The 19252-nt window shown below is 55.8% G+C and carries 16 protein-coding genes, 1 tRNA gene and 1 riboswitch; of the genes, 9 read left to right on the forward strand and 8 right to left on the reverse strand.

The features are described 5' to 3' along the window. Window positions 1-29: 29 nt before the first annotated feature. From NOS26_RS09500 to NOS26_RS09525, 6 genes are all read left to right on the forward strand, one after another. Window positions 30-1589 (forward strand): gluconokinase, encoded by a 1560-nt coding sequence (locus tag NOS26_RS09500; RefSeq protein WP_170101856.1) that lies wholly within the window; start codon window positions 30-32, stop codon window positions 1587-1589. 25 nt (window positions 1590-1614) lie between these two features. Then, entirely contained in the window at window positions 1615-3027 is a 1413-nt protein-coding gene (gene gnd / locus NOS26_RS09505) for a decarboxylating NADP(+)-dependent phosphogluconate dehydrogenase (RefSeq protein WP_022497215.1), read from the forward strand. A 15-nt stretch (window positions 3028-3042) separates the two neighbouring features. After that, on the forward strand, window positions 3043-4362 hold the full coding sequence (locus NOS26_RS09510) for a gluconate:H+ symporter (RefSeq protein WP_014016808.1): 1320 nt from the start codon (window positions 3043-3045) through the stop codon (window positions 4360-4362). Between the two features lie 34 nt (window positions 4363-4396). Then, window positions 4397-5254, forward strand: coding sequence for a MurR/RpiR family transcriptional regulator (locus NOS26_RS09515; protein ID WP_014016807.1), 858 nt, complete (start codon window positions 4397-4399; stop codon window positions 5252-5254). Between the two features lie 76 nt (window positions 5255-5330). Continuing rightward, the gene (locus NOS26_RS09520; protein WP_255917625.1) at window positions 5331-6095 is read left to right on the forward strand and encodes a dihydroorotate dehydrogenase electron transfer subunit; all 765 of its coding nucleotides are present in this window, start codon (window positions 5331-5333) and stop codon (window positions 6093-6095) included. Then, entirely contained in the window at window positions 6092-7015 is a 924-nt protein-coding gene (locus NOS26_RS09525) for a dihydroorotate dehydrogenase (RefSeq protein ID WP_255917626.1), read from the forward strand. Before NOS26_RS09520 ends, NOS26_RS09525 begins: the two co-directional genes overlap by 4 nt. Window positions 7016-7188: 173 nt before the next feature. Here NOS26_RS09525 and NOS26_RS09530 read toward each other — a convergent pair whose 3' ends face one another. From NOS26_RS09530 to NOS26_RS09560, 7 genes are all read right to left on the reverse strand, one after another. Then, window positions 7189-7842: a methionine ABC transporter permease gene (locus NOS26_RS09530; RefSeq protein WP_014016804.1), complete on the reverse strand. Its 654-nt coding sequence runs from the start codon at window positions 7840-7842 to the stop codon at window positions 7189-7191. Beyond that, entirely contained in the window at window positions 7823-8866 is a 1044-nt protein-coding gene (locus NOS26_RS09535) for a methionine ABC transporter ATP-binding protein (RefSeq protein WP_014016803.1), read from the reverse strand. The genes NOS26_RS09530 and NOS26_RS09535 overlap by 20 nt, the downstream gene beginning before the upstream one ends. A gap of 87 nt (window positions 8867-8953) precedes the next feature. Beyond that, window positions 8954-9051, reverse strand: a riboswitch (SAM riboswitch). A gap of 59 nt (window positions 9052-9110) precedes the next feature. Next, window positions 9111-10343 (reverse strand): aminopeptidase, encoded by a 1233-nt coding sequence (locus NOS26_RS09540; RefSeq protein ID WP_027895626.1) that lies wholly within the window; start codon window positions 10341-10343, stop codon window positions 9111-9113. A 4-nt stretch (window positions 10344-10347) separates the two neighbouring features. Next, window positions 10348-11709, reverse strand: a complete 1362-nt coding sequence (locus tag NOS26_RS09545) for an MATE family efflux transporter (RefSeq protein ID WP_054336509.1) — start codon at window positions 11707-11709, stop codon at window positions 10348-10350. A gap of 198 nt (window positions 11710-11907) precedes the next feature. After that, window positions 11908-12174, reverse strand: a complete 267-nt coding sequence (rpsT, locus tag NOS26_RS09550) for a 30S ribosomal protein S20 (RefSeq protein ID WP_014016800.1) — start codon at window positions 12172-12174, stop codon at window positions 11908-11910. 90 nt (window positions 12175-12264) lie between these two features. Next, complete coding sequence (gene fba / locus NOS26_RS09555; protein WP_014016799.1) at window positions 12265-13230, reverse strand: class II fructose-1,6-bisphosphate aldolase; 966 nt, start codon at window positions 13228-13230, stop codon at window positions 12265-12267. A 35-nt stretch (window positions 13231-13265) separates the two neighbouring features. Beyond that, window positions 13266-14147 carry an RluA family pseudouridine synthase gene (locus NOS26_RS09560; protein ID WP_052048700.1) on the reverse strand — a complete coding sequence of 294 codons (882 nt, stop codon included), beginning with the start codon at window positions 14145-14147 and terminating at the stop codon, window positions 13266-13268. A gap of 309 nt (window positions 14148-14456) precedes the next feature. Here NOS26_RS09560 and dnaG point away from each other — a divergent pair, with 309 nt between their 5' ends. The 3 genes from dnaG (at window position 14457) to NOS26_RS09575 (ending at window position 17673) form a co-directional block, all read left to right on the forward strand. Next, window positions 14457-16250, forward strand: coding sequence for a DNA primase (dnaG, locus tag NOS26_RS09565; RefSeq protein ID WP_255917627.1), 1794 nt, complete (start codon window positions 14457-14459; stop codon window positions 16248-16250). 24 nt (window positions 16251-16274) lie between these two features. Beyond that, window positions 16275-17525, forward strand: a complete 1251-nt coding sequence (rpoD, locus tag NOS26_RS09570; RefSeq protein WP_014016796.1) for an RNA polymerase sigma factor RpoD — start codon at window positions 16275-16277, stop codon at window positions 17523-17525. A gap of 73 nt (window positions 17526-17598) precedes the next feature. Further along, a tRNA-Ile gene (locus NOS26_RS09575) sits at window positions 17599-17673 on the forward strand. On the opposite strand, the gene NOS26_RS11730 is transcribed toward NOS26_RS09575, so the two are convergent. Beyond that, window positions 17630-19216, reverse strand: coding sequence for a recombinase family protein (locus NOS26_RS11730; RefSeq protein WP_370687628.1), 1587 nt, complete (start codon window positions 19214-19216; stop codon window positions 17630-17632). The two genes, NOS26_RS09575 and NOS26_RS11730, sit on opposite strands and share 44 nt — an antisense overlap. Window positions 19217-19252 lie beyond the last annotated feature (36 nt).

Genomic DNA, 19252 nt, shown 5'->3' on the forward strand with positions numbered 1-19252 from the left:
AGCCAAATACGTGAAAGGGAGTATGACTCATGAATACCATTACGCCTATGGATTCGGCGAACCAGGAAGTGTGGATCGGCGTCGACGTCGGTACGACTGGCGTCCGGGCCATTGCTTATACGGAAGACGGGACCAATGTCTGCTCGTCGGAAGCTTTTTATCCTTTGTTGACACCCCATCCGGACTGGGCCGAAGAAAGCCCGCTCCAGATCCTGGAAGCCGTCCAGGAAGTCATCAGCAAGACGGCCGCTCAGCTTCGCTATAAGAACAAGGAGCTGGCCGGCATCGCCCTGAGCACGGTCATGCACAGTTTCGCCGGCCTCGACGAAGGCAAAGACCCCCTCATGGACATGCAGACCTGGGCTGACAGCCGCAGCGCGTCTATTGTCCGGGAAATGAAGAAAGACGAAGGCTTGTGCCGGTCTTTCTATGAACGGACGGGCTGCCCCATCCACGCCTGCTATCCCCTGGCCAAGATCATCTGGCTGCGCCAGAACCAGCCGGAACTCTTCCGCCAGATGCGCTATGTCGGATCATTGAAAGATTATTTGTTCTATCACTTGACGGGCCAATGGGTCATCGACAAGTCCGCAGCCAGCACGAGCGGCATGTACAACGAACGGACCTTGGATTGGGATGATGAAATCCTGGCCTATGCCGGTGTCACTAAAGACCAGCTGCCGCCTGTCGTATCGACGACGTACAGCCAGGGTTTGTGTGAAGACGCTGCCAAGATTTTGCGCCTGCCGGCCGGCCTTCCCGTCGTCATCGGCGCTACGGATGGCGTCCTGGTCAACGTCGGCATCGGTGCCGTCGAACCGGGCCAGCTCAGCGGGACCATCGGGACCAGCGGCGCCCTGCGCATGCTGACCCGCCAGCCCAAGACGGACCCGCAGATGCGCACGTGGTGCTATAACCTGACCGACGACATGTGGGTCGCCGGCGGAGCCATCAACAACGGCGGCATGATCCTGCGCTGGGTCCGCGACAAAATCTGCCATTACGGCGGCAGTGCTCTGGAAACGCTGGACATCGACCCCTATGACTTGATGACCATGAAGGCAGAACACGTCGATGCCGGCGCCGATGGTCTCATCTGCCTGCCGTATTTTACGGGCGAACGGGCGCCGTACTGGAACTCGGAACTGCGGGGCATGTTCTTCGGCTTTTCCCTCAATCACAGCCGGTCCCACATGATCCGCGCCGTCATGGAAGGCATCTGCTACAGCCTGAACAGCGTCATGGCAGCTCTCAAGGAATTTGGCGACATCAAGGACATCCGCGTCAGCGGCAGCTTCACCAAGTCGAAACTGTGGCTCCAGATTTTATCGGACGTCCTCAATCAGCCCATCACCCTGCCGGACAACAGTGAAGGCGCTGCTTTCGGGGCGGCCGTGCTGGGATTCATTTCCAGCGGCAAATTGAAGAGCATCGCCGATACGGCCGACTTGGTCCACGCCAAGAAAATCTATACGCCTATCGAAGAAAACGTAGCCGTCTACCAGCAGCTCTACGACATCTTCGTCCGGCTCTACCATAACTTGCAGGGAGAATTTGCCGACATTACGGCATACCAGCAGAAATTATAATTTCCAGTGAAAAGGAGAGATACCTATGGCACTTCACGATATTGGCGTCGTCGGCATGGCCGTCATGGGCAGTAACCTGGCCCTGAACATGGCCGACCACGGCTACGACGTTTCGGTCTACAACTATACGCCGGATCTGACGGAACAGTTCCTCAAGGAACGGCCCCATGACAAGATTACGGGCTACTTCGAGCTGAAGGATTTCCTGGCTTCCCTGAAGCGGCCGCGCAAAATCATGCTCATGATCATGGCCGGTGCGCCTGTGGACAGCATGCTCGACCAGCTGCTGCCCCTCCTGGATACAGGTGACATCATCATCGACGGCGGCAACTCCTATTTCGGCGATACGCGCCGCCGCTACGACCGCTGCAAAGAAGACGGCATCCATTTCTATGGCATGGGCATTTCGGGCGGGGAAACGGGCGCCCGCCGCGGTCCGGCCATCATGCCGGGCGGCAATAAGGAAACGTATCCTGAAATCCAGCCCATTTACGAAGCCATTGCGGCCAAAGCGGCTGATGGCAAGCCGTGCTGCACTTACATCGGCGAAGACGGCGCCGGCCATTACGTCAAGATGGTCCACAACGGCATCGAATACGCCGATATGCAGCTCATCGCCGAAGCTTATTTATTGCTCAAACACGTCGGCGGTTACGATAACGCCGCCATTTCTAAGATTTTCCATGAATGGAACCAGGGCGAACTGAAGAGCTTCCTCATCGGTATCGCCGCGGATATTTTCGCCGAAGACGACGAAGCAGGCGGACAGGTCCTGGATAAGATCGTCGACGCCGCCGGTCAGAAGGGGACCGGCCGCTGGACGAGCATCGAATCGATGAAACAGGGTGTTGATATTTCCATGATTACGGCAGCCTGCAATGCCCGCGTCATGTCCAACGCACCAGGCCGTGCCAAAGCACAGGATGTCATTGCCAAGCCGGCCCTGACGACCCAGAGCGGCCCGGACTTCGTCGAAGCTGTCCGCCAGAGCCTGTATGCGGCCAAAATCGTCGCCTATGCCCAGGGCTTTTCCCTCTACAAGAGCGCTTCGGAAACGTATGACTGGCACCTCGATTACGGCGCCATCGCTTCCATTTTCCGGGCCGGCTGCATCATCCAGGCCGAATTTCTGACCAAGATCACCGAAGCCTATGACAAGAATCCGGAGCTGGACAATCTCTTGTTCGACGATTTCTTCCTGGCTAAAATCAATGCCAACCAGGGCGCCCTGCGGCAGATCATCGGCCTGGCCATTGCCAACGGCCTTCCCATTCCGGCCTTCTCGGCTTCGCTCCAATACCTCGACGCCTACAGCAGCCCTCAGGTCGGAGCCAACCTCATCCAGGCCCTGCGCGACTATTTCGGCGCCCATACGTTCCAGCGCGTCGATAAAGCCGGTACCTTCCATCACCATTGGCATGAACATTATACAAAATAAAGGAGGTTTCTCATTATGCCACTCGTCATACTCGCTATTGGCATTCTCGTCTTATTTTTCCTCATCGTCAAAGTCAAGCTCAACAGTTTCCTGGCCTTGCTCCTCGTCGCCGGTGCCGTCGGCCTGGCCGAAGGCATGCCTATCGACAAGCTCATCCCGACCATTGAAAAAGGGCTGGGCGGGACCCTCGGCGGCCTGGCCATCGTCGTTTCCTTCGGTGCTATGCTGGGCAAGCTCATGGCTGAAAGCGGCGGTGCCCAGCGCATTGCGACGACACTGATCAACGTCTTCGGCCGGGAAAAGGTCAAATGGGCCGTCTGCCTGACGGGCTTCATCGTCGGTATCGCCTTGTTCTATGAAATCGGCTTCGTCCTGCTCATCCCCTTGGTCTTCACCATTGCGGCGGAAGCCAAGATTCCCCTGCTGGAAGTCGGTATCCCCATGGCTGCGGCCTTGTCGGTCACGCACGGCTTCCTGCCGCCTCATCCGGGCCCGACAGCGATTTCCATCATTTATAATGCCGATATCGGCACGACCCTGGTCTATGGTGCCATCATCGCCATCCCGACGGCCATCGTCGCCGGCCCGCTGTACTGCACGCTGACGCGGGACATCAATCCGGAAATCCCCAAGGGCATGTACAACCCGAAAATCTTTAAGGACGACGAAATGCCTGGCTTTGGTATTTCCGTCTTCACGGCGCTGGTCCCGGTCATCCTCATGGCTGCTTCGGCTATTGCCAAATTGACCATGGGTGCCGATGTCCCGGCCCGCCATATCCTGACCTTCTTCGGTCAGCCGGACATTGCCCTGACCATTTCCGTCGCCATCGCTATCTATACCTTCGGCCTGGGCCGGGGCAAATCCATGGAAGATGTCATGAAGACCGTCCAGGATGCCGTCCTGACCATTGCCATGATCTTGCTCATCGTCGGCGGTGGCGGTGCCTTGAAACAGGTCCTCATCGACAGCGGTGTCGGCACGTACATCGGCAACCTCGTCGCCGGTTCGGATTTGTCGCCGCTGCTCCTGGCCTGGCTGGTCGCTGCCGTCATCCGCACGGCCTGCGGTTCGGCTACGGTAGCAGCCCTGACGGCTGGCGGTATTGCTGCCCCTATCTGCGCCGTCACCGGTGCCAATCCGGAACTGATGGTCCTGGCTACGGGCGCCGGTTCGCTCATCTTCAGCCCGCCGAATGACCCTGGTTTCTGGCTGTTCAAGGAATTTTTCGGCCTGACGGTCAAACAGACCGTCCGCACGTGGTGCGCCCTGGAAACAATCATTGCCGTCATGGGTTTAGCTGGTGTACTTGTTTTGAATCTCTTTGTAGGCTAAAATAAAAGTGAATATGAAAGTAGGAGGGAAGACGATGGAAGAAATGAAGCTCCAGGTATTTCCTGTCCTGCGCAGTGCATACGGCGGTCTGACCAAGTCAGAGCGCCGTATTGCCGATTATATTGTCGATCATCCCGGCGAGGTCATGGAAGAGACCGTAGCGGACCTGGCCGTTCATGCGCAGAGTTCGGAAATCACCATTTCCCGGTTTTGCAAGAAATTGGGCTGCAGCGGGTTGAAGGAATTGAAGCTCATGCTGGCTGCCGATTTGTCGGCAGCGCCGCAGAAGGACTTCCACGATATCCAGGCCGGCGATACGGGCCGCCAGGTGGCGTCCAAGGTTTTTGCCAATATCGCCGAAGGTTTGCAGGATACGCTGAGCCTCCTCGATTATGATGCCGTCGATGAAGCGGCCCGGCTCATCTTGAAGGCCCGGCGGATTTATGTCTTTGGCTTCGGCAATTCGGCGACGGTCTGCATGGATATGGCCACGCGGTTCCTGCGCCTGGGCCTGGCCATCCGGGAATATGCCGATTCCCATATGCAGGTGACGGCAGCGGCACTCATGACGCCAGCAGATGTCGTCCTGGCCGTGTCCCACAGCGGGGCGACGAAGGAACTGCTCCAGTCCGTCCGGGCTGCCAAGGCGGCCGGCGGCAAGGTCATCGTCATCACCAGCCACGGCCAGTCGCCTTTGGCCGGGGAAGCCGATGTCTGCCTGTGCGGCATGGGCCGTGAAGTCCAGTATACGTCGGAAGCCGGGGCATCGCGCCTGATCCACATGGCCATCGGCGACGTCCTCTATACGCGGATTGCCATGCAGGAAGAAGGCCTTTTCCGGGACAATATAAAGAAGATGCGCCAGGAAATCGGCAAGAAGCGGCAGTTATAATCGCGGCTACGAAAATCGGCAGTTCTGTGGTACAATAAAGACGACTTATTGCAAACAGAGGAAGGATGATCAGAGGGTGAAAAAATTCTTGGAAATGGCGACTATCGTCGAGAATGAAGCCATTATTCCCGAAGTCTGGAAAATGGTATTCCATGCGCCGCAAATCGCAAGAGAAGCGCGGCCCGGTCAGTTTGTCAATGTCCACCGCGATGGGGGACAGACCTTTTTACGCCGTCCTTTCGGCATCGTCGATGCCGATACGGAATCGGGCAATGTGACTATTATTTACCGCCTGGTCGGCGTCGGTACGGCCGAAATGAAGACCTTGCGCCAGGGCGATGCACTCAGCGTCGAAGGCCCGTTAGGGGAAGGCGTCTTTACGACGACACCGGGCAAGGTCCTGCTGGCTGGCGGCGGCGTCGGCCTGGCACCGCTCATCTTCTTGGCCAAGCGCCTGGACCATCCCATCGTGCTCGTCGCCGGAAAGACGGCAGCCGAAACGTTCTGGACGAAGTTCTTTGAACCCTATGCCGGCCGGATCTACGTGACGACTGACGACGGCTCGCAGGGCATCAAAGGGTTTGCCGTCGATGCGCTGCCGCAGATTTTTGCCGATCAGCCCATCGACCGCGTATCGGTCTGCGGCCCGACGGTCATGATGAAGACCATTGCCCAGGCTTCGGCCAAGGCCGGCATCGCCTGTGAAGTATCTATGGAAAAACGGATGGCCTGCGGCATCGGCGTCTGCCTGGGCTGCACCTTTGAAAGCCAGCTCGACGGCAAGCGCTATAAAGTCTGTGCCGACGGTCCTGTTTTTGACGCGAAGGAGGTCTTTGCATGATCAGCGAACGGATTGCCGTCCAATTCGCCGGGATTTCCATGAAGACACCGGTCATGGGAGCCTCGGGAACCTTTGGGTTCGGCGTAGAATACAGTGATTTTCTCGACCTCGACCACGTCGGGGCCATCATTTCCAAAGGCATCACGCCGCTGCCGCGGCCGGGCAATCCTGGCGTCCGCGTAGCCGAAACACCGGCAGGGATGCTCAACTGCATCGGCCTGGAAAACCCGGGCGTCGAAGTTTTCAAGCGGGATATCCTGCCCAAGGTCCATGAAGCCTGCCAGACACCGCTCATCGTCAATATTTCGGCCGGTACTGCCGAAGAGTACGGCGAATTGGCAGCCCAGCTCGACGTCGATGGTGTGGCCGCCCTGGAAGTCAATATTTCCTGCCCCAATGTCAAAGAAGGGGGCATCGTCTTCGGGACCCAGCCGGAAGCGGCCGCTGCAGTCACGCGCAGCGTCAAGGACCATACGAAGAAACCGGTCATCGTCAAGTTGTCGCCGAACGTCACGGATATTACGGTCATGGCTAAAGCCGTCGAAGCGGCTGGTGCCGACGCCGTATCGCTCATCAATACCCTGACGGGCATGGCCATCGACATCAAGAGCCGCCGCCCCCTGTTGGGCAACATCACAGGCGGCCTGTCCGGCCCGGCTGTGAAACCCATTGCCCTGCGCATGGTATGGCAGACGGCTCAGGCCGTATCCATCCCCATCCTCGGCCTGGGCGGCATCACGACCTGGCAGGACGCCGTCGAATTTATGCTGGCCGGTGCCAGCGCCGTCGCCGTCGGGGCCCATAACTTCGTGGACCCCAGAGCCGTAGAAACCATCGCCGAAGGCCTGGACCAGTATTGTAAGGACGAAGGCATCGAACACATCCAGGATATTGTAGGGGCATTGGAGATTCGTAGTTAGTGGTTCGTGGTTCGTAGGGGCCGTCCCAAAGGGCGGCCCGTTGTGGGAATCCCATTCACGAACCCGTCGGGTATATGTAAGACTCCCGTGACCCATTGGCATGAGCGGGCCGCCCTCCGGGACGGCCCCTACAGAAAAAGGGCTTGTCGCATACGCGACAAGCCCTTTTTCTATCATTTCTTATTCTTTTTTCTCGATGCGAAGTCGCCGCCGGCCTGGATGACGTTGACGACGACGATGAGGATGATGATCGTCGCCAGCATGACGTCGGGACGGAATCGCTGGTAACCGTAGCGGATGGCGATATCCCCGAGGCCGCCACCGCCGATGGCGCCGGCCATGGCCGATGCCCCGATGAGGTTGACGATGAGGACGGTGATGTTATTGATGATCGTCGGCAGGGCTTCCGGGATAAGGACCTTGCGGATGATCTGGAAGGGCGTAGCCCCCATGGATTCGGCCGCTTCGACGAGGCCGAAATCGACGTCGCGGATGGACGTTTCGACGAGACGGCTCAGGAAGGGGATGGCGACGATGGTCAAGGGGACGCAGGCTGCCGTCGTACCGATGGACGTGCCGGCAATGAGGCGCGTCAGCGGGATGATGGCGACCATGAGGATGATGAACGGAATGGAACGGATGATGTTGACGATGGTTCCAAGAATCTGATTGATGAAGCGGTTTTCCAGAATATGGCCTTTGCTGGTCGTGACCAGGGTGATACCCAGGGGAATACCGATGATGCCGCCGATGATCGTGGCGACAGCGACCATATAGAATGTTTCTTGAATGCCTTGGAGCATTAACTTAATTATTTCTTGGGACATAACCTAAAACCTCACTTCCAATCGGTAATGTTTTGATATACGAGAATGCCTTGGCCTGTGTTTCCATATCGCCCATGATGACGACGATGAGGTAGCCGAAGGGTTCATCCTGGATATAGTCGATGTTGCCATAGAGGACGCTGACTTCGACGTTGAACTTGCGGACGACGTCGGCGACGACGGGATCGTTGGTGGCAGCACCTTTGAAGCGCAGGCGGACGAGCATGTTGCGGTCCGGTGCAGGCTGATTGGTGACGCCCAGGTTCTTGATGCCTGCCGGCAGTTCCATGTTGATGATGGACGTGACGAAGTCTTTCATCGTCTGGGACTGAGGATTGGTGAAGATGTCGACGACGCGGCCCATTTCCTTGATGACGCCGCTTTCGATGACGGCGACGCGATGGCAGATTTCCTTGACGACGGCCATTTCATGGGTGATGACGACGATGGTGATGCCCAGGCGCTTGTTGATGTCCTGGAGCAGTTCCAGGATGGATTTCGTCGTCTGCGGGTCCAGGGCGGACGTCGCTTCGTCGCAGAGCAGGATTTTCGGGTCGCTGGCCAGGGCGCGGGCAATGCCGACACGCTGTTTCTGGCCGCCCGAGAGCTGGGACGGGTAATTGCCGGCCCGGTCGCTGAGGCCGACCAGGTCCAGAAGAGATGCGACTTTCTTTTCGATGACGTCTTTCGAGGCCCCAATCAGTTCCAGCGGGAAGGCAATGTTTTCGGCAACCGTACGGGATGATAACAGATTGAAATGCTGGAAAATCATGCCGATGTTCTTGCGTTCTGCCCGCAACTGGGATTCACTCATCTTGGTCAGGTCCTTGTCGTCGATGATGACCTGGCCGCTCGTCGGCTTCTCTAACATATTGATGCAGCGTACCAGCGTCGATTTGCCGGCGCCGCTCTTGCCGATGATACCGAAGATTTCGCCGTCTTCGATGGTCAGGTTGATGCCTTTCAGGGCCTGGACCTGAGCCGAGCCGCCGTAGGTCTTGGTAATATTTTTCAGTGTAATCACAATATCAACTCCTTAAAATAGGCGTAACTAGGGAAAAACAACAACAAAAAAGGCCGTCATACAGATGACGGCCGTATATACGGTTTCATTTCATCTGTCGGAATGTTCCGTTGGAATTGGCACCTTCCCGATAGGGGGTTGCCGCAGCGTCATCGGGCCAGTCCCTCAGCTGCTCTGGATGAAGGGTATATGGTTGTTGCGTCTTATAATAGCACGGATGGCCGGGCTTGTCAATGGAAAATCGTTATTGTGCCCAGTCGCCATGGGTAAAGACCGGCACCGTCGTGCCGTCTGCCTTGGTCCCGGTAATGGTCAGGTCCGGCGAACCGACCATGAAATCGACGTGGATCATGGAATCGTTGAGACCGGCTGCGGCGATGGCGTCTTTGTCCATATCGGCGCCGCCAGCCAGGCAGGTCGGATACGATGCGCCCAGGGCCAGGTGGCACGAGGCGTTTTCGTCGAAGAGCGTTTCATAGAAGAGGATGCCCGACAGGGAAATGGGGGAATGGTAGGGGATGAGGGCCACTTCGCCGAGGCGGCAGGCGCCTTCGTCGATGGCGATGAGCTTCTTCAGGACGTCTTCACCCGTTTCGGCGGCTGCGGCGACGACTTTGCCGTCTTTGAAGGTCAGGTGGAACTTGTCGATGAGGTTGCCGTTATAGACCAGGGGCTTGGTGCTGTAGACCGTGCCGTTGACGGCGTCGGCCTTAGGCGCGGAATAGATTTCTTCCGTCGGGATGTTGGCGTTGAACAGCAGGTGGTCTGCCGTCTCTTCCATGCCGCCCTGCCAGATATGGCCGTCCGGCAGGCCGAGGGTCAGGTCCGTCCCCAGGCTGTTGGTATAATGGAGGCTGGTGAAGTGCTGATCCGTCATCCAGGTCCGGCGCTTCTTCAGCTCTGCCAGATGGGCGTCCCAGTCGGCCAGGGCATCGGCACCGTCGGCGCGGGATGACTGGAGGATTTGCTTCCACAAGGCTTCATAAGCGGCGTCGGCGTCGAGGTCCGGATAGAGGAGCTTGGCCCAGATGGCACTGGGGACAGCGGCGACGAGCCACGTCGTCTTCGAAGCCATCATGCCGTCGATGTATTCCTTGAGGGCTTCGTTCTGGGCCTTCTGCTGGGCGAAGATCTTCTTAGTGTCGATGCCGTCCATGAGATACGGGTTGGCCGAGATGAGGCTGAGGAAGGCCGCTTTCTTATGGTAATAATAGAGACTGAAATCGCGGCGCCAGTCCGGCAGGGACTCGAAGTACTGCTGGTCTTCGTGTTCGTAGCGCAGGCGGGCCATGGCGTCAGATCGCCAGTTGCAGACGACCTGGGCGGCGCCGGCCGTATAGGCCTCTTTTGTCAAGAGGGCGACGAAGTCGTGCGATTCGACAGGGGCGTTGATGACCAGGGTCTGGCCTTGCTGCAGGTTCAGGCCCTTCTGTAAGAGGACGCGGGCATAAGCCGTTAATTGCTGAGTAGTTGGCATAAAATCACTCCTTAGTAGATGGGTATGAGATGGGAACTTTCCAGGCCGTATGTTTCCACAGGCGCCAGTTCAGGGCGCTGGCATTGATGGCCAGGCCGATGATGAGGCTGATCCAGTAGCCATAGGGGCCGTAAGACGTAGCGTGGGCCATGGCATAGCCCATGGGGATGCTGATGAGCCAGTACGTCACGAAGGCGACATAAGTGATGATCTTGACGTCCTTATAGCCGCGCAGGATGCCCTGGACCGGCGTACCGGCGGCATCGAAGAAGGAAAAGGCGACGGCATAGAAGATGAACATGCGGATGGCCCAGAATGTCTCGGCATCGCTGGTAAAGACCCTGGCGATGGGGTCGATGAAATGATAGGTCATGGCGATGAGCCCGAGGGCGATGACAAAAGCCGTCATCTGGCAGAGCACGGCGTATTGCCGGGCTGCGGCGTAATTGCGGGCGCCGACTTCATAGCCGATGACGATGGTCGCCGTCAGGCTGATGCTCCAGGGCAGGGTGTACGTCAGGGTCGAATAACTGATGGCGGCCTGGTTGGCGGCCAGGTACAGCGTGCCGAACTCGGCCATGAACAGGCCGACGATGGAGAACAGGCTCGTTTCGCAGAAGACGGCGATAAAGATGGGAATGCCCAATTCCAGCTGGTGATGGATGTGATGCCAGCTGACGGGCCGCAGGCGGCTCCACAGGTGATAGGACCGGAACGGTTCCATCCACTGCAGGACAGCTGCAAAGAGCAGGAAAGACAGCCACGACGCGATGGTGATGGCATAGCCCGTGCCGATGCCGCCCATGGCCGGAATGGGACCGGCGCCGAAGATGAGCAGGCGGAAGAGGAGAATCGTCAGGACCAGGTTGATGACTAAGATTGTCATGGAAACGTGGGTCTTGCCGTGGGCGTCGACGATATAGCGCATCGTCGCCTGCAGGCAGATGGGGACCAGCCCCAGGGCCAGGGCCTTGAGGTATTCCCAGGCGATGTAGCGGACCGGCGCGTCGAGGCCCATGAAGTCGAGGAAGGGCGGCATGAGAACGGCACCGGCCAGGAAAATGACGACTGTAAAGCCCAGGCTCAGGTACAGGCTCTGCATGATGTACGGCGGGATTTCTTCGGTCCTTTTCGCACCCCGGAGCTGGGCGATGATCGGCGAGATGCCGAAGAAAATACCGCACAGGCCGGCAAAGACGGGATACCAGATATTGACGGCCACGGCGACTCCGGCCAGGTCGATCGTCCCGGCGCGGCCGCTGAAAATCGAACTGAAAACGGCCGTCCCGACCTGGGCCATCTGCGTCAGGAGCAGGGGAAAGAACAGGACCAAGAAATGGCGCAATTGAAATAAATGGGGGAACATAGCATCCTCCTTGTATGAAAAAGGGCTTGTCGCACAACGACAAGCCCTTTAAAGTTGTTAGTGGCTAGCAGTTAGTTGTTAGCGGATGGCTTTAAATTTAAAGGCCTTCTTCAAGCTTCAAACCTCAAACATAAACGAAAAAGGGACCGTGCATGATGGTCGAAACCTTCATGCGCCAGTCCCCCTTTTCAGTCAAGCTTATTTACCCATAGCATTGACTTTGGAAGCCAAACGGGATTTTTTACGAGCTGCAGTGTTTTTATGGAGAACGCCTTTCTGTGCGGCGCTGTCGATTACGCTGCTAGCTTTATCGAATGCTTTTTTAACAGCTTCAGCGTCACCAGCGGCGATAGCTTCGGTCGTACGGCGGATAGCGGTATGAACAGAAGATTTAACCTGAGAGTTAGCTGCGTGACGAGCTGCGTCTTTTTCCATCGTTTTGATATTGGATTTAATCTGCGGCAATGGATTCACCTCCCTAATTTACAAGAACACTAGAAGAAATTTTACCATATGGCGCAGAAAAAATCAATACCTTTTTTACAAGACATACGATTAAGCTTTGCCTTCCGAGCCGAGGACGCATTTAATCTTGTGAGCGACGATGTCATGAACGAACTGACGGCCGTCGGCGAGGTACTGGCGCGGGTCGAAATGTTCCGGGTGCTGTGCCATGTGCTGACGGATGCCGGCAGTCAGGCCGAGACGGAGGTCGGAGTCGATATTGATCTTGCAGACAGCCATGGAAGCCGCTTTGCGGAGCTGATCTTCCGGGATGCCGATAGCGTCAGCCAGGTTGCCGCCGTTTTCATTGATGATCTTGACATATTCCGGTACGACCGAAGATGCGCCGTGGAGGACGATCGGGAAGCCCGGCAGGCGTTTGGAGACTTCTTCGAGGATGTCGAAGCGAAGTGTCGGCGGTACGAGGACGCCGTCTGCGTTGCGCGTGCACTGTTCCGGTGTGAATTTGAATGCGCCGTGGCTGGTGCCGATAGCGATGGCCAGGGAATCGACGCCCGTGCGGGATACAAATTCTTCGACTTCTTCCGGACGGGTATAGTGAGCTTCATGAGCAGCGACTTTGACATCATCTTCGATGCCGGCCAGCTGGCCCAGTTCGCCTTCGACGACGACGCCGTGAGCGTGTGCATATTCAACGACTTTTTTCGTGAGGGCGATATTGTCTTCGAAAGAATGTTTCGAGCCGTCGATCATGACGGAAGTGAAACCGCCGTCGATGCAGTCTTTGCAGGTTTCAAAGTCAGCGCCGTGGTCGAGGTGAAGGGCGATGGGGAGATCATGATCTTCCAAAGCTGCTTCTACGAGATGTTTCAAATACGGCGGTTTAGCGTATTTGCGGGCACCGGCCGAAGCCTGAAGGATGATCGGCGAGTTCAATTCAGCAGCGGCCTGGGTGACGCCCTGGACGATTTCCATGTTGTTGATGTTGAATGCGCCGATAGCATAGTGGCCTTCATAGGCTTTTTTAAACATTTCTGTAGTTCCAATTAATGGCATGTTTACATTCCTCCTACATAATACGTAAAGATGTTTTAGTATATATAATTCCAGCCGGCCCGTTGGACGAGGGCGTCCATATCTTCAGGCAGCCGGGAATTAACGGTGATGAAGCGATGGCTCATGGGGTGGGTGAACTGGAGGCAGTAGGCGTGCAGGGCCTGGCGGCCGATGAAGCGGCGCGAACCGCCGTAGAGGTCGTCGCCGGCCAGGGGATAGCCCAGGTAACTGCTGTGGACCCGAATCTGATGGGTCCGTCCCGTGTGCAGGACGACCTGGAGCAGGCTGTAGTCCCTACCAGCTGCGAGGCAGGTGAAATCGGACCAGGCCGGCTTTCCGTCGAGGCGGACACAGCGGGTAATGATGCTATCGGGACATCTTCCGATGGGGGCGTGTACAGTTGTGACCCGCGATGGGTATCGTCCCTCACAGATGGCTAAGTACAAACGCTTATACCCCAGGTCCTGCTTATCGAAAGCATATTGGATCTGCGGCTCCTTGGCGACCATACAGAGACCGGACGTATTCTTGTCCAGGCGGTGCATTGGGTGGTACGAACAGTGCTGGCCCGTCTTTTCATAGTGATAGGCGACGGCATTGGCCAGGGTCCCGTCCCGGACGGCGGATGTCGGGTGCATCAGGATACCTGCCGGCTTGTCGATGACCATGAGGTAGTCGTCTTCGTAGACGATGCCAATGGGTATATCCTCTGGCGGAAAGGGATTCTTTTCCGGAAGGGTGACACAGATTTCATCCCCTTCCTGGACGAAGTCGCGCGTCGACGCCGCCTGTCCATTGATGGTGCAGATGCCGTTGTGTTTGATCCGGCGCCGCAGCGTCGATGAGACGCCGAAGTGTTTCAAGGCGCCGCCTAAGGATGTGGGCCGGGTAATCGTCCCGACGGTAAAATGAATCATATGCATTTCCCCTATATTGGCTTTGTCTACATCTATTATACAAAATGAAAATAAATAAATCCATACATTTCGTGAAATCATGTGGGCTATATTTTAGCCCGCAAGGGCCTGAGCGTGCGGTTTTTCAGAAAAAATCATCTTCTGGAAAAGGAAACTTGACGCTCCGCGTCGAAATAGTATATCATAGGAATGTTATGTATCCATTTTTTATGATTTGCGAGAAAAGAGTGTTCCCTAAAGAAGGAATTTCACAGGTGGATAGAGAATAATATATACGTCAGCGTTATTGAAATGAAACAGGTGATATGAGTGAAACGGTTTTCCAGCGAATTTATCGAACAGGTCCGACAGGCCAATGACATTGTCAGCGTCATCTCCGATTACGTGTCGCTGAAACGGCAGGGCCGGAACTTTTGGGCCTGCTGCCCTTTCCATAATGAAAAGACCGCCTCCTTCAGCGTCGCTGCCGACAAAGGCTTTTTCTATTGTTTCGGCTGCCATGCTCATGGCGATGTCTTCCAATTCATTATGAAAAAAGAAAACCTTTCCTTTTCCGATGCCGTCGAACGACTGGCCGAACGGGCACACCTCGCCCTGCCTGTCGTCGAACGGTCGGCCGAAGAAATCGCCCGCGATAAACAGCGGGACCGCTTGTATCAGATCAACGAAATGGCAGGTAACTTTTTCCATAACTGCCTGACCCGGACCCATTACGGCCAGCCCGGGCTGGCTTATTTTCACAAACGCCACGTATCGGACGATACCATCGAAGTTTTCAAACTGGGCTTTGCCCCGGAAAGCTGGGATAAGCTGACGACAGCCTTTATGAAAAAAGGCGTCACCGGCAGGGAATTAGTCCTCCTGGGGCTGGCCAAGGAAAAGAACGGCCACTTTTACGATGCCTTCCGCGGGCGGGTCATGTTTCCCATCCGCGATGGCCGCAGCCGCATCGTCGGTTTCGGCGGCCGCGTCCTCGACGACAGCAAGCCGAAGTACCTCAATTCGCCGGAAACGCCGATTTTCAATAAGCGACGCCTTCTCTTCGCCATGGACCTGGCCCATAAAGCGATTTATGAGCAGGGCAAGGCTATCCTGGTCGAAGGCTATATGGATGTCGTATCCGCTCATAACCGGGGCATCCGTAATGTCGTCGCGTCCCTGGGGACGTCTTTTACGCCGGAACAGGCGCGGCTCTTGCAGCGCCAGGCCAAAGAACTCGTCCTGGGGTACGATATGGACGGCGCCGGCCGGCAGGCGACACGGCGGGCCATGGAAATCGTCCGCGGCCTGGGCATGCGCATCCGCGTCTTGTCCCTGCCGCAGGGGAAGGATCCTGATGAATACATCAACGCCGCCGGACCGGAAAAATTCCGCCAGGCCGTCGATGAAGCGCCGAATGTGCTCGATTACATGCTCATGCGGGCGCTGCAGCAGTTCGATGTGACGACCCTCGAAGGGAAATCGGCCATTACGGCCATGGTCCTTCCCGTCGTCGCCGCCGTCGATAACCGGGTCCTCCTGGAAGCCTTTCTGAAGAAACTGGCAGGCCAGCTCCAAATCGGGGAAAACGCCGTGCGCAGCGAGTTCAATAAATACGTCGCTGCCCACCCGGAAGCGGGCCAGCAGCAGGTCGTCATCTCCCAGTCCGTATCCCAGGAAAATGCCGCAGCCCGCGGGAACGGCTCCATGGCCGTGGCTGAAGAGAATATCCTGCGTTTCCTCCTGGAAAAACCGGCTGCCTGCGGGCGGGTCCAGGCCAAAGTCTCGCCGGACCTCTTTGCCGATGAGCGGCGGCGCCATATTTACCAGCTCATTTTGGATACGTATGCACACCAAGGGATGTACACACCACATGACATCCAGCAAAAATTAACTCCTGAGGAGGCCGAAGAAGTAGCACGAATTATGGTTCTACAAGATGTCCCAATGGACGAAAATGTACTGATGGATTATGTCAAGCGCTTTCGCCTGGCCGATTTACAAAAGCAGTACCTGGCGCACAGCCGCCTGGCTGCCACTTATAGCCGGAATGGCGATGCAAGGTTGGCTGAAGAGCTTGCAGCCTGTAAAAAAATTAACGATGAAATGAAACAATGGTCTTGAGGAGCAGAAAGGAGCCTGTACACCATGGTGAATAAAACGACAGATGATACGAAAGTAACGAAAAAAACGACGAAGAAAACGACGCGCCGTAAGACGTCCAAGAAAAAGGATGCAGCCGTAAAGAAACCGTTGAGTGAAAAAGAACGCCAGGCCCTGGCCCTGCAGCACATCAAGCAGCTCTTGCAAATGGGGCAGAAGAAAGGCAGCCTGACCTATACAGAAATCATGAACCTCATGGAAGAAGACGAACTGACGCCGGACCAGATCGATAAGATGTACGAAGTCTTTGCCGACAAGGGCATCGACATCATCGGCGAAGATGATTCCATGAATGAACACGATGATATAGATGATGAAGATGCAGAAAAAGTGCCGGATCTGCACAATGTCGACCTCAGCGTACCGGAAGGCATCAATATCGATGACCCGGTCCGCATGTACCTGAAAGAAATCGGCCGCGTCCCCCTGCTGTCGGCGACAGAAGAAATTACCCTGGCCAAGGCCATTGAAAAGGGCAATGCTCCCGATGCGACAGAAGAAGACATCAAAGCCGGCACGATTGCCAAGAAAAAACTGACCGATGCCAACCTGCGCCTCGTCGTCAGCATTGCCAAACGCTATGTCGGCCGGGGCATGTTGTTCCTGGACCTCATCCAGGAAGGGAACCTGGGCCTGTTGAAAGCCGTCGATAAATTCGACTACAGCAAAGGCTATAAATTCAGTACCTATGCGACATGGTGGATCCGCCAGGCCATTACCCGCGCCATTGCCGACCAGGCCCGGACCATCCGCATCCCGGTCCATATGGTCGAAACCATCAACAAGCTGATCCGCATTTCCCGTCAGCTCCTGCAGGATAAAGGCCGCGAACCGTTGCCGGAAGAAATCGCCGAAAAGATGGACATTCCCGTAGAACGTGTCCGGGAAATCATGAAGATTGCCCAGGAACCGGTATCCCTGGAAACGCCGATCGGCGAAGAAGAAGATTCCCACCTCGGCGACTTCATCGAAGACTCGGAAGCCGTCGCCCCTGACGACGCTGCCTCCTTCATCTTGCTGAAAGAACAGATCGAAGACGTCTTTTCCTGTCTGACTGACCGGGAACGCAAGGTCCTCTACCTGCGCTTCGGCCTCAAAGACGGCCGTCCCCGTACCCTGGAAGAAGTCGGCCAGCACTTCAACGTCACCCGTGAACGTATCCGCCAGATCGAAGGCAAAGCCCTGAGCAAACTCCGCAACTGGGGCAAACGGGAAAAAATCAAAGATTTCCTCTAAGCCGAAATCCGTCCTTGACGTCATATGTCAATTAGCGTATAATGACTTGGTAAGGCCTTGTGCCTTATCCTTTGGGCCTATAGCTCAGTGGTAGAGCCACCGGCTCATAACCGGTTGGTCCTTGGTTCGAACCCAAGTGGGCCCACCACTTTATTCAAATTCGAACAACCCGGTAGCGGCGTCGTTATCGGGTTTTCGAGTTTATGTCCAGGTAAGTAGTTGTACTGGATTTCAACTTTATTCTGATAGACGACAACACGATGAATGAAAGCTTCGAAGAGATCGAGGCGGTATTTATCGTGTTGTTTTTTATTTAGCAATAGGCTTTTCAGAAAATATTCAACGGCGACCGGGTCGATTTGTAGGGACGGGGTGGCAAGCTTGATTTTTTCCTGCCGTGCTTTTAAGTTGTCCATTTCGGCCTCATACTTGCAGACATTGTCCATGATGGCTTGAGACATGACGCCGGCTTCGATGGCTTTTACAGAATTGTCGTGTCGTTTTTTCAGATCCGCAAGCCGTGACTTGATATTGGACAGCTCAGAGGCATAGGGGTTTTCCAATTTGATGCGGGATACTTGCTCGGCAATGGCCGCCACAGCTTCTTTGTCGGACAAGATATTGACCGTCGTCTGTAATACCAAATCTTCTAGGCGATTGCGGCGAATAGGGTGATTCTTACATTTGATTTTTTCCGTCTGACGACAGCGGTTGTTGTTGCTGTTGCAGCGGTAATAGTAATAACGATCACCATTCTGTCCCCGGCCGGAATAACCGGTCATGGTACGGCCGCACTCGCCACAGTAGATGATGCCTGTTAATGCGTACTCTGGACTGCGGCGCACGCTCATAGGGATACCGTCTTTGGCAGTCCTTTTCCGGTTGGCCATGCGCAAGGCGGCGCGGGAAAAATCGCTTTTTGATATGATGGCCGGGCAAAAATCCTCAATTACCTGGCCACCCCAGGTATAAGTGCCAGTATAGAGTTGTCGACTCATCAAGTTATGGACCGTTGGGCCGGTATACTTTCGGCCTGTGACGGTCCGTATATGCTTTTCATCGAGATACCGCGCAAGTTCGGCGTAACTTTTACCGGCCAGAAACATATCGAAAAGGGTCTTTACATGAGGTGCCATATCCGGATCTATGACAAGCCGATGGTTTGCGTCTAAGGCGTATCCCAGGGGGACAGGGCTACCGTTCCACTTATGTTCCAGCAGGTTTTCCGTCATGCCGCGGCGGACCTTCTGCGACAGCTCGGCGCTATAGTATTCAGCATAACCTTCGAGCATGGCTTCTAGCATGATACCCGTCGGCGAATCGGTGATATTTTCTTTGGCTGATAATACTTTGACGCCATTTTTCTTCAGCTCATGCTTATAAATAGCACTGTCGTACCGGCTGCGGGAGAAGCGGTCGAGCTGATACACGAGGACATAATCGAAGGAACCGGACCGGCTATCTTTAATCATCCGCAGAAAGTCCGGCCGGTGATCCGTGCGGGCCGACATGGCCCGGTCAATATAAATAGCGATGACGTTTAACTGATTGGCCTGGGCGAAGGCTTTACATTCGCGGATCTGGCCGTCGATGGATTCTTCTCTTTGTTTGTCCGACGAGAAGCGGGCGTAGATAACAGCATTTGTTGACATAAAAATCAGTCCTTTCGTAGGCGAATGGGGCTGATTCATGATATAATGATACCGTAAATCAGCCTATTACTTGGT

This window comes from Megasphaera sp. SC8-1 (assembly GCF_024436295.1).
Taxonomy (GTDB): domain Bacteria; phylum Bacillota; class Negativicutes; order Veillonellales; family Megasphaeraceae; genus Megasphaera; species Megasphaera elsdenii.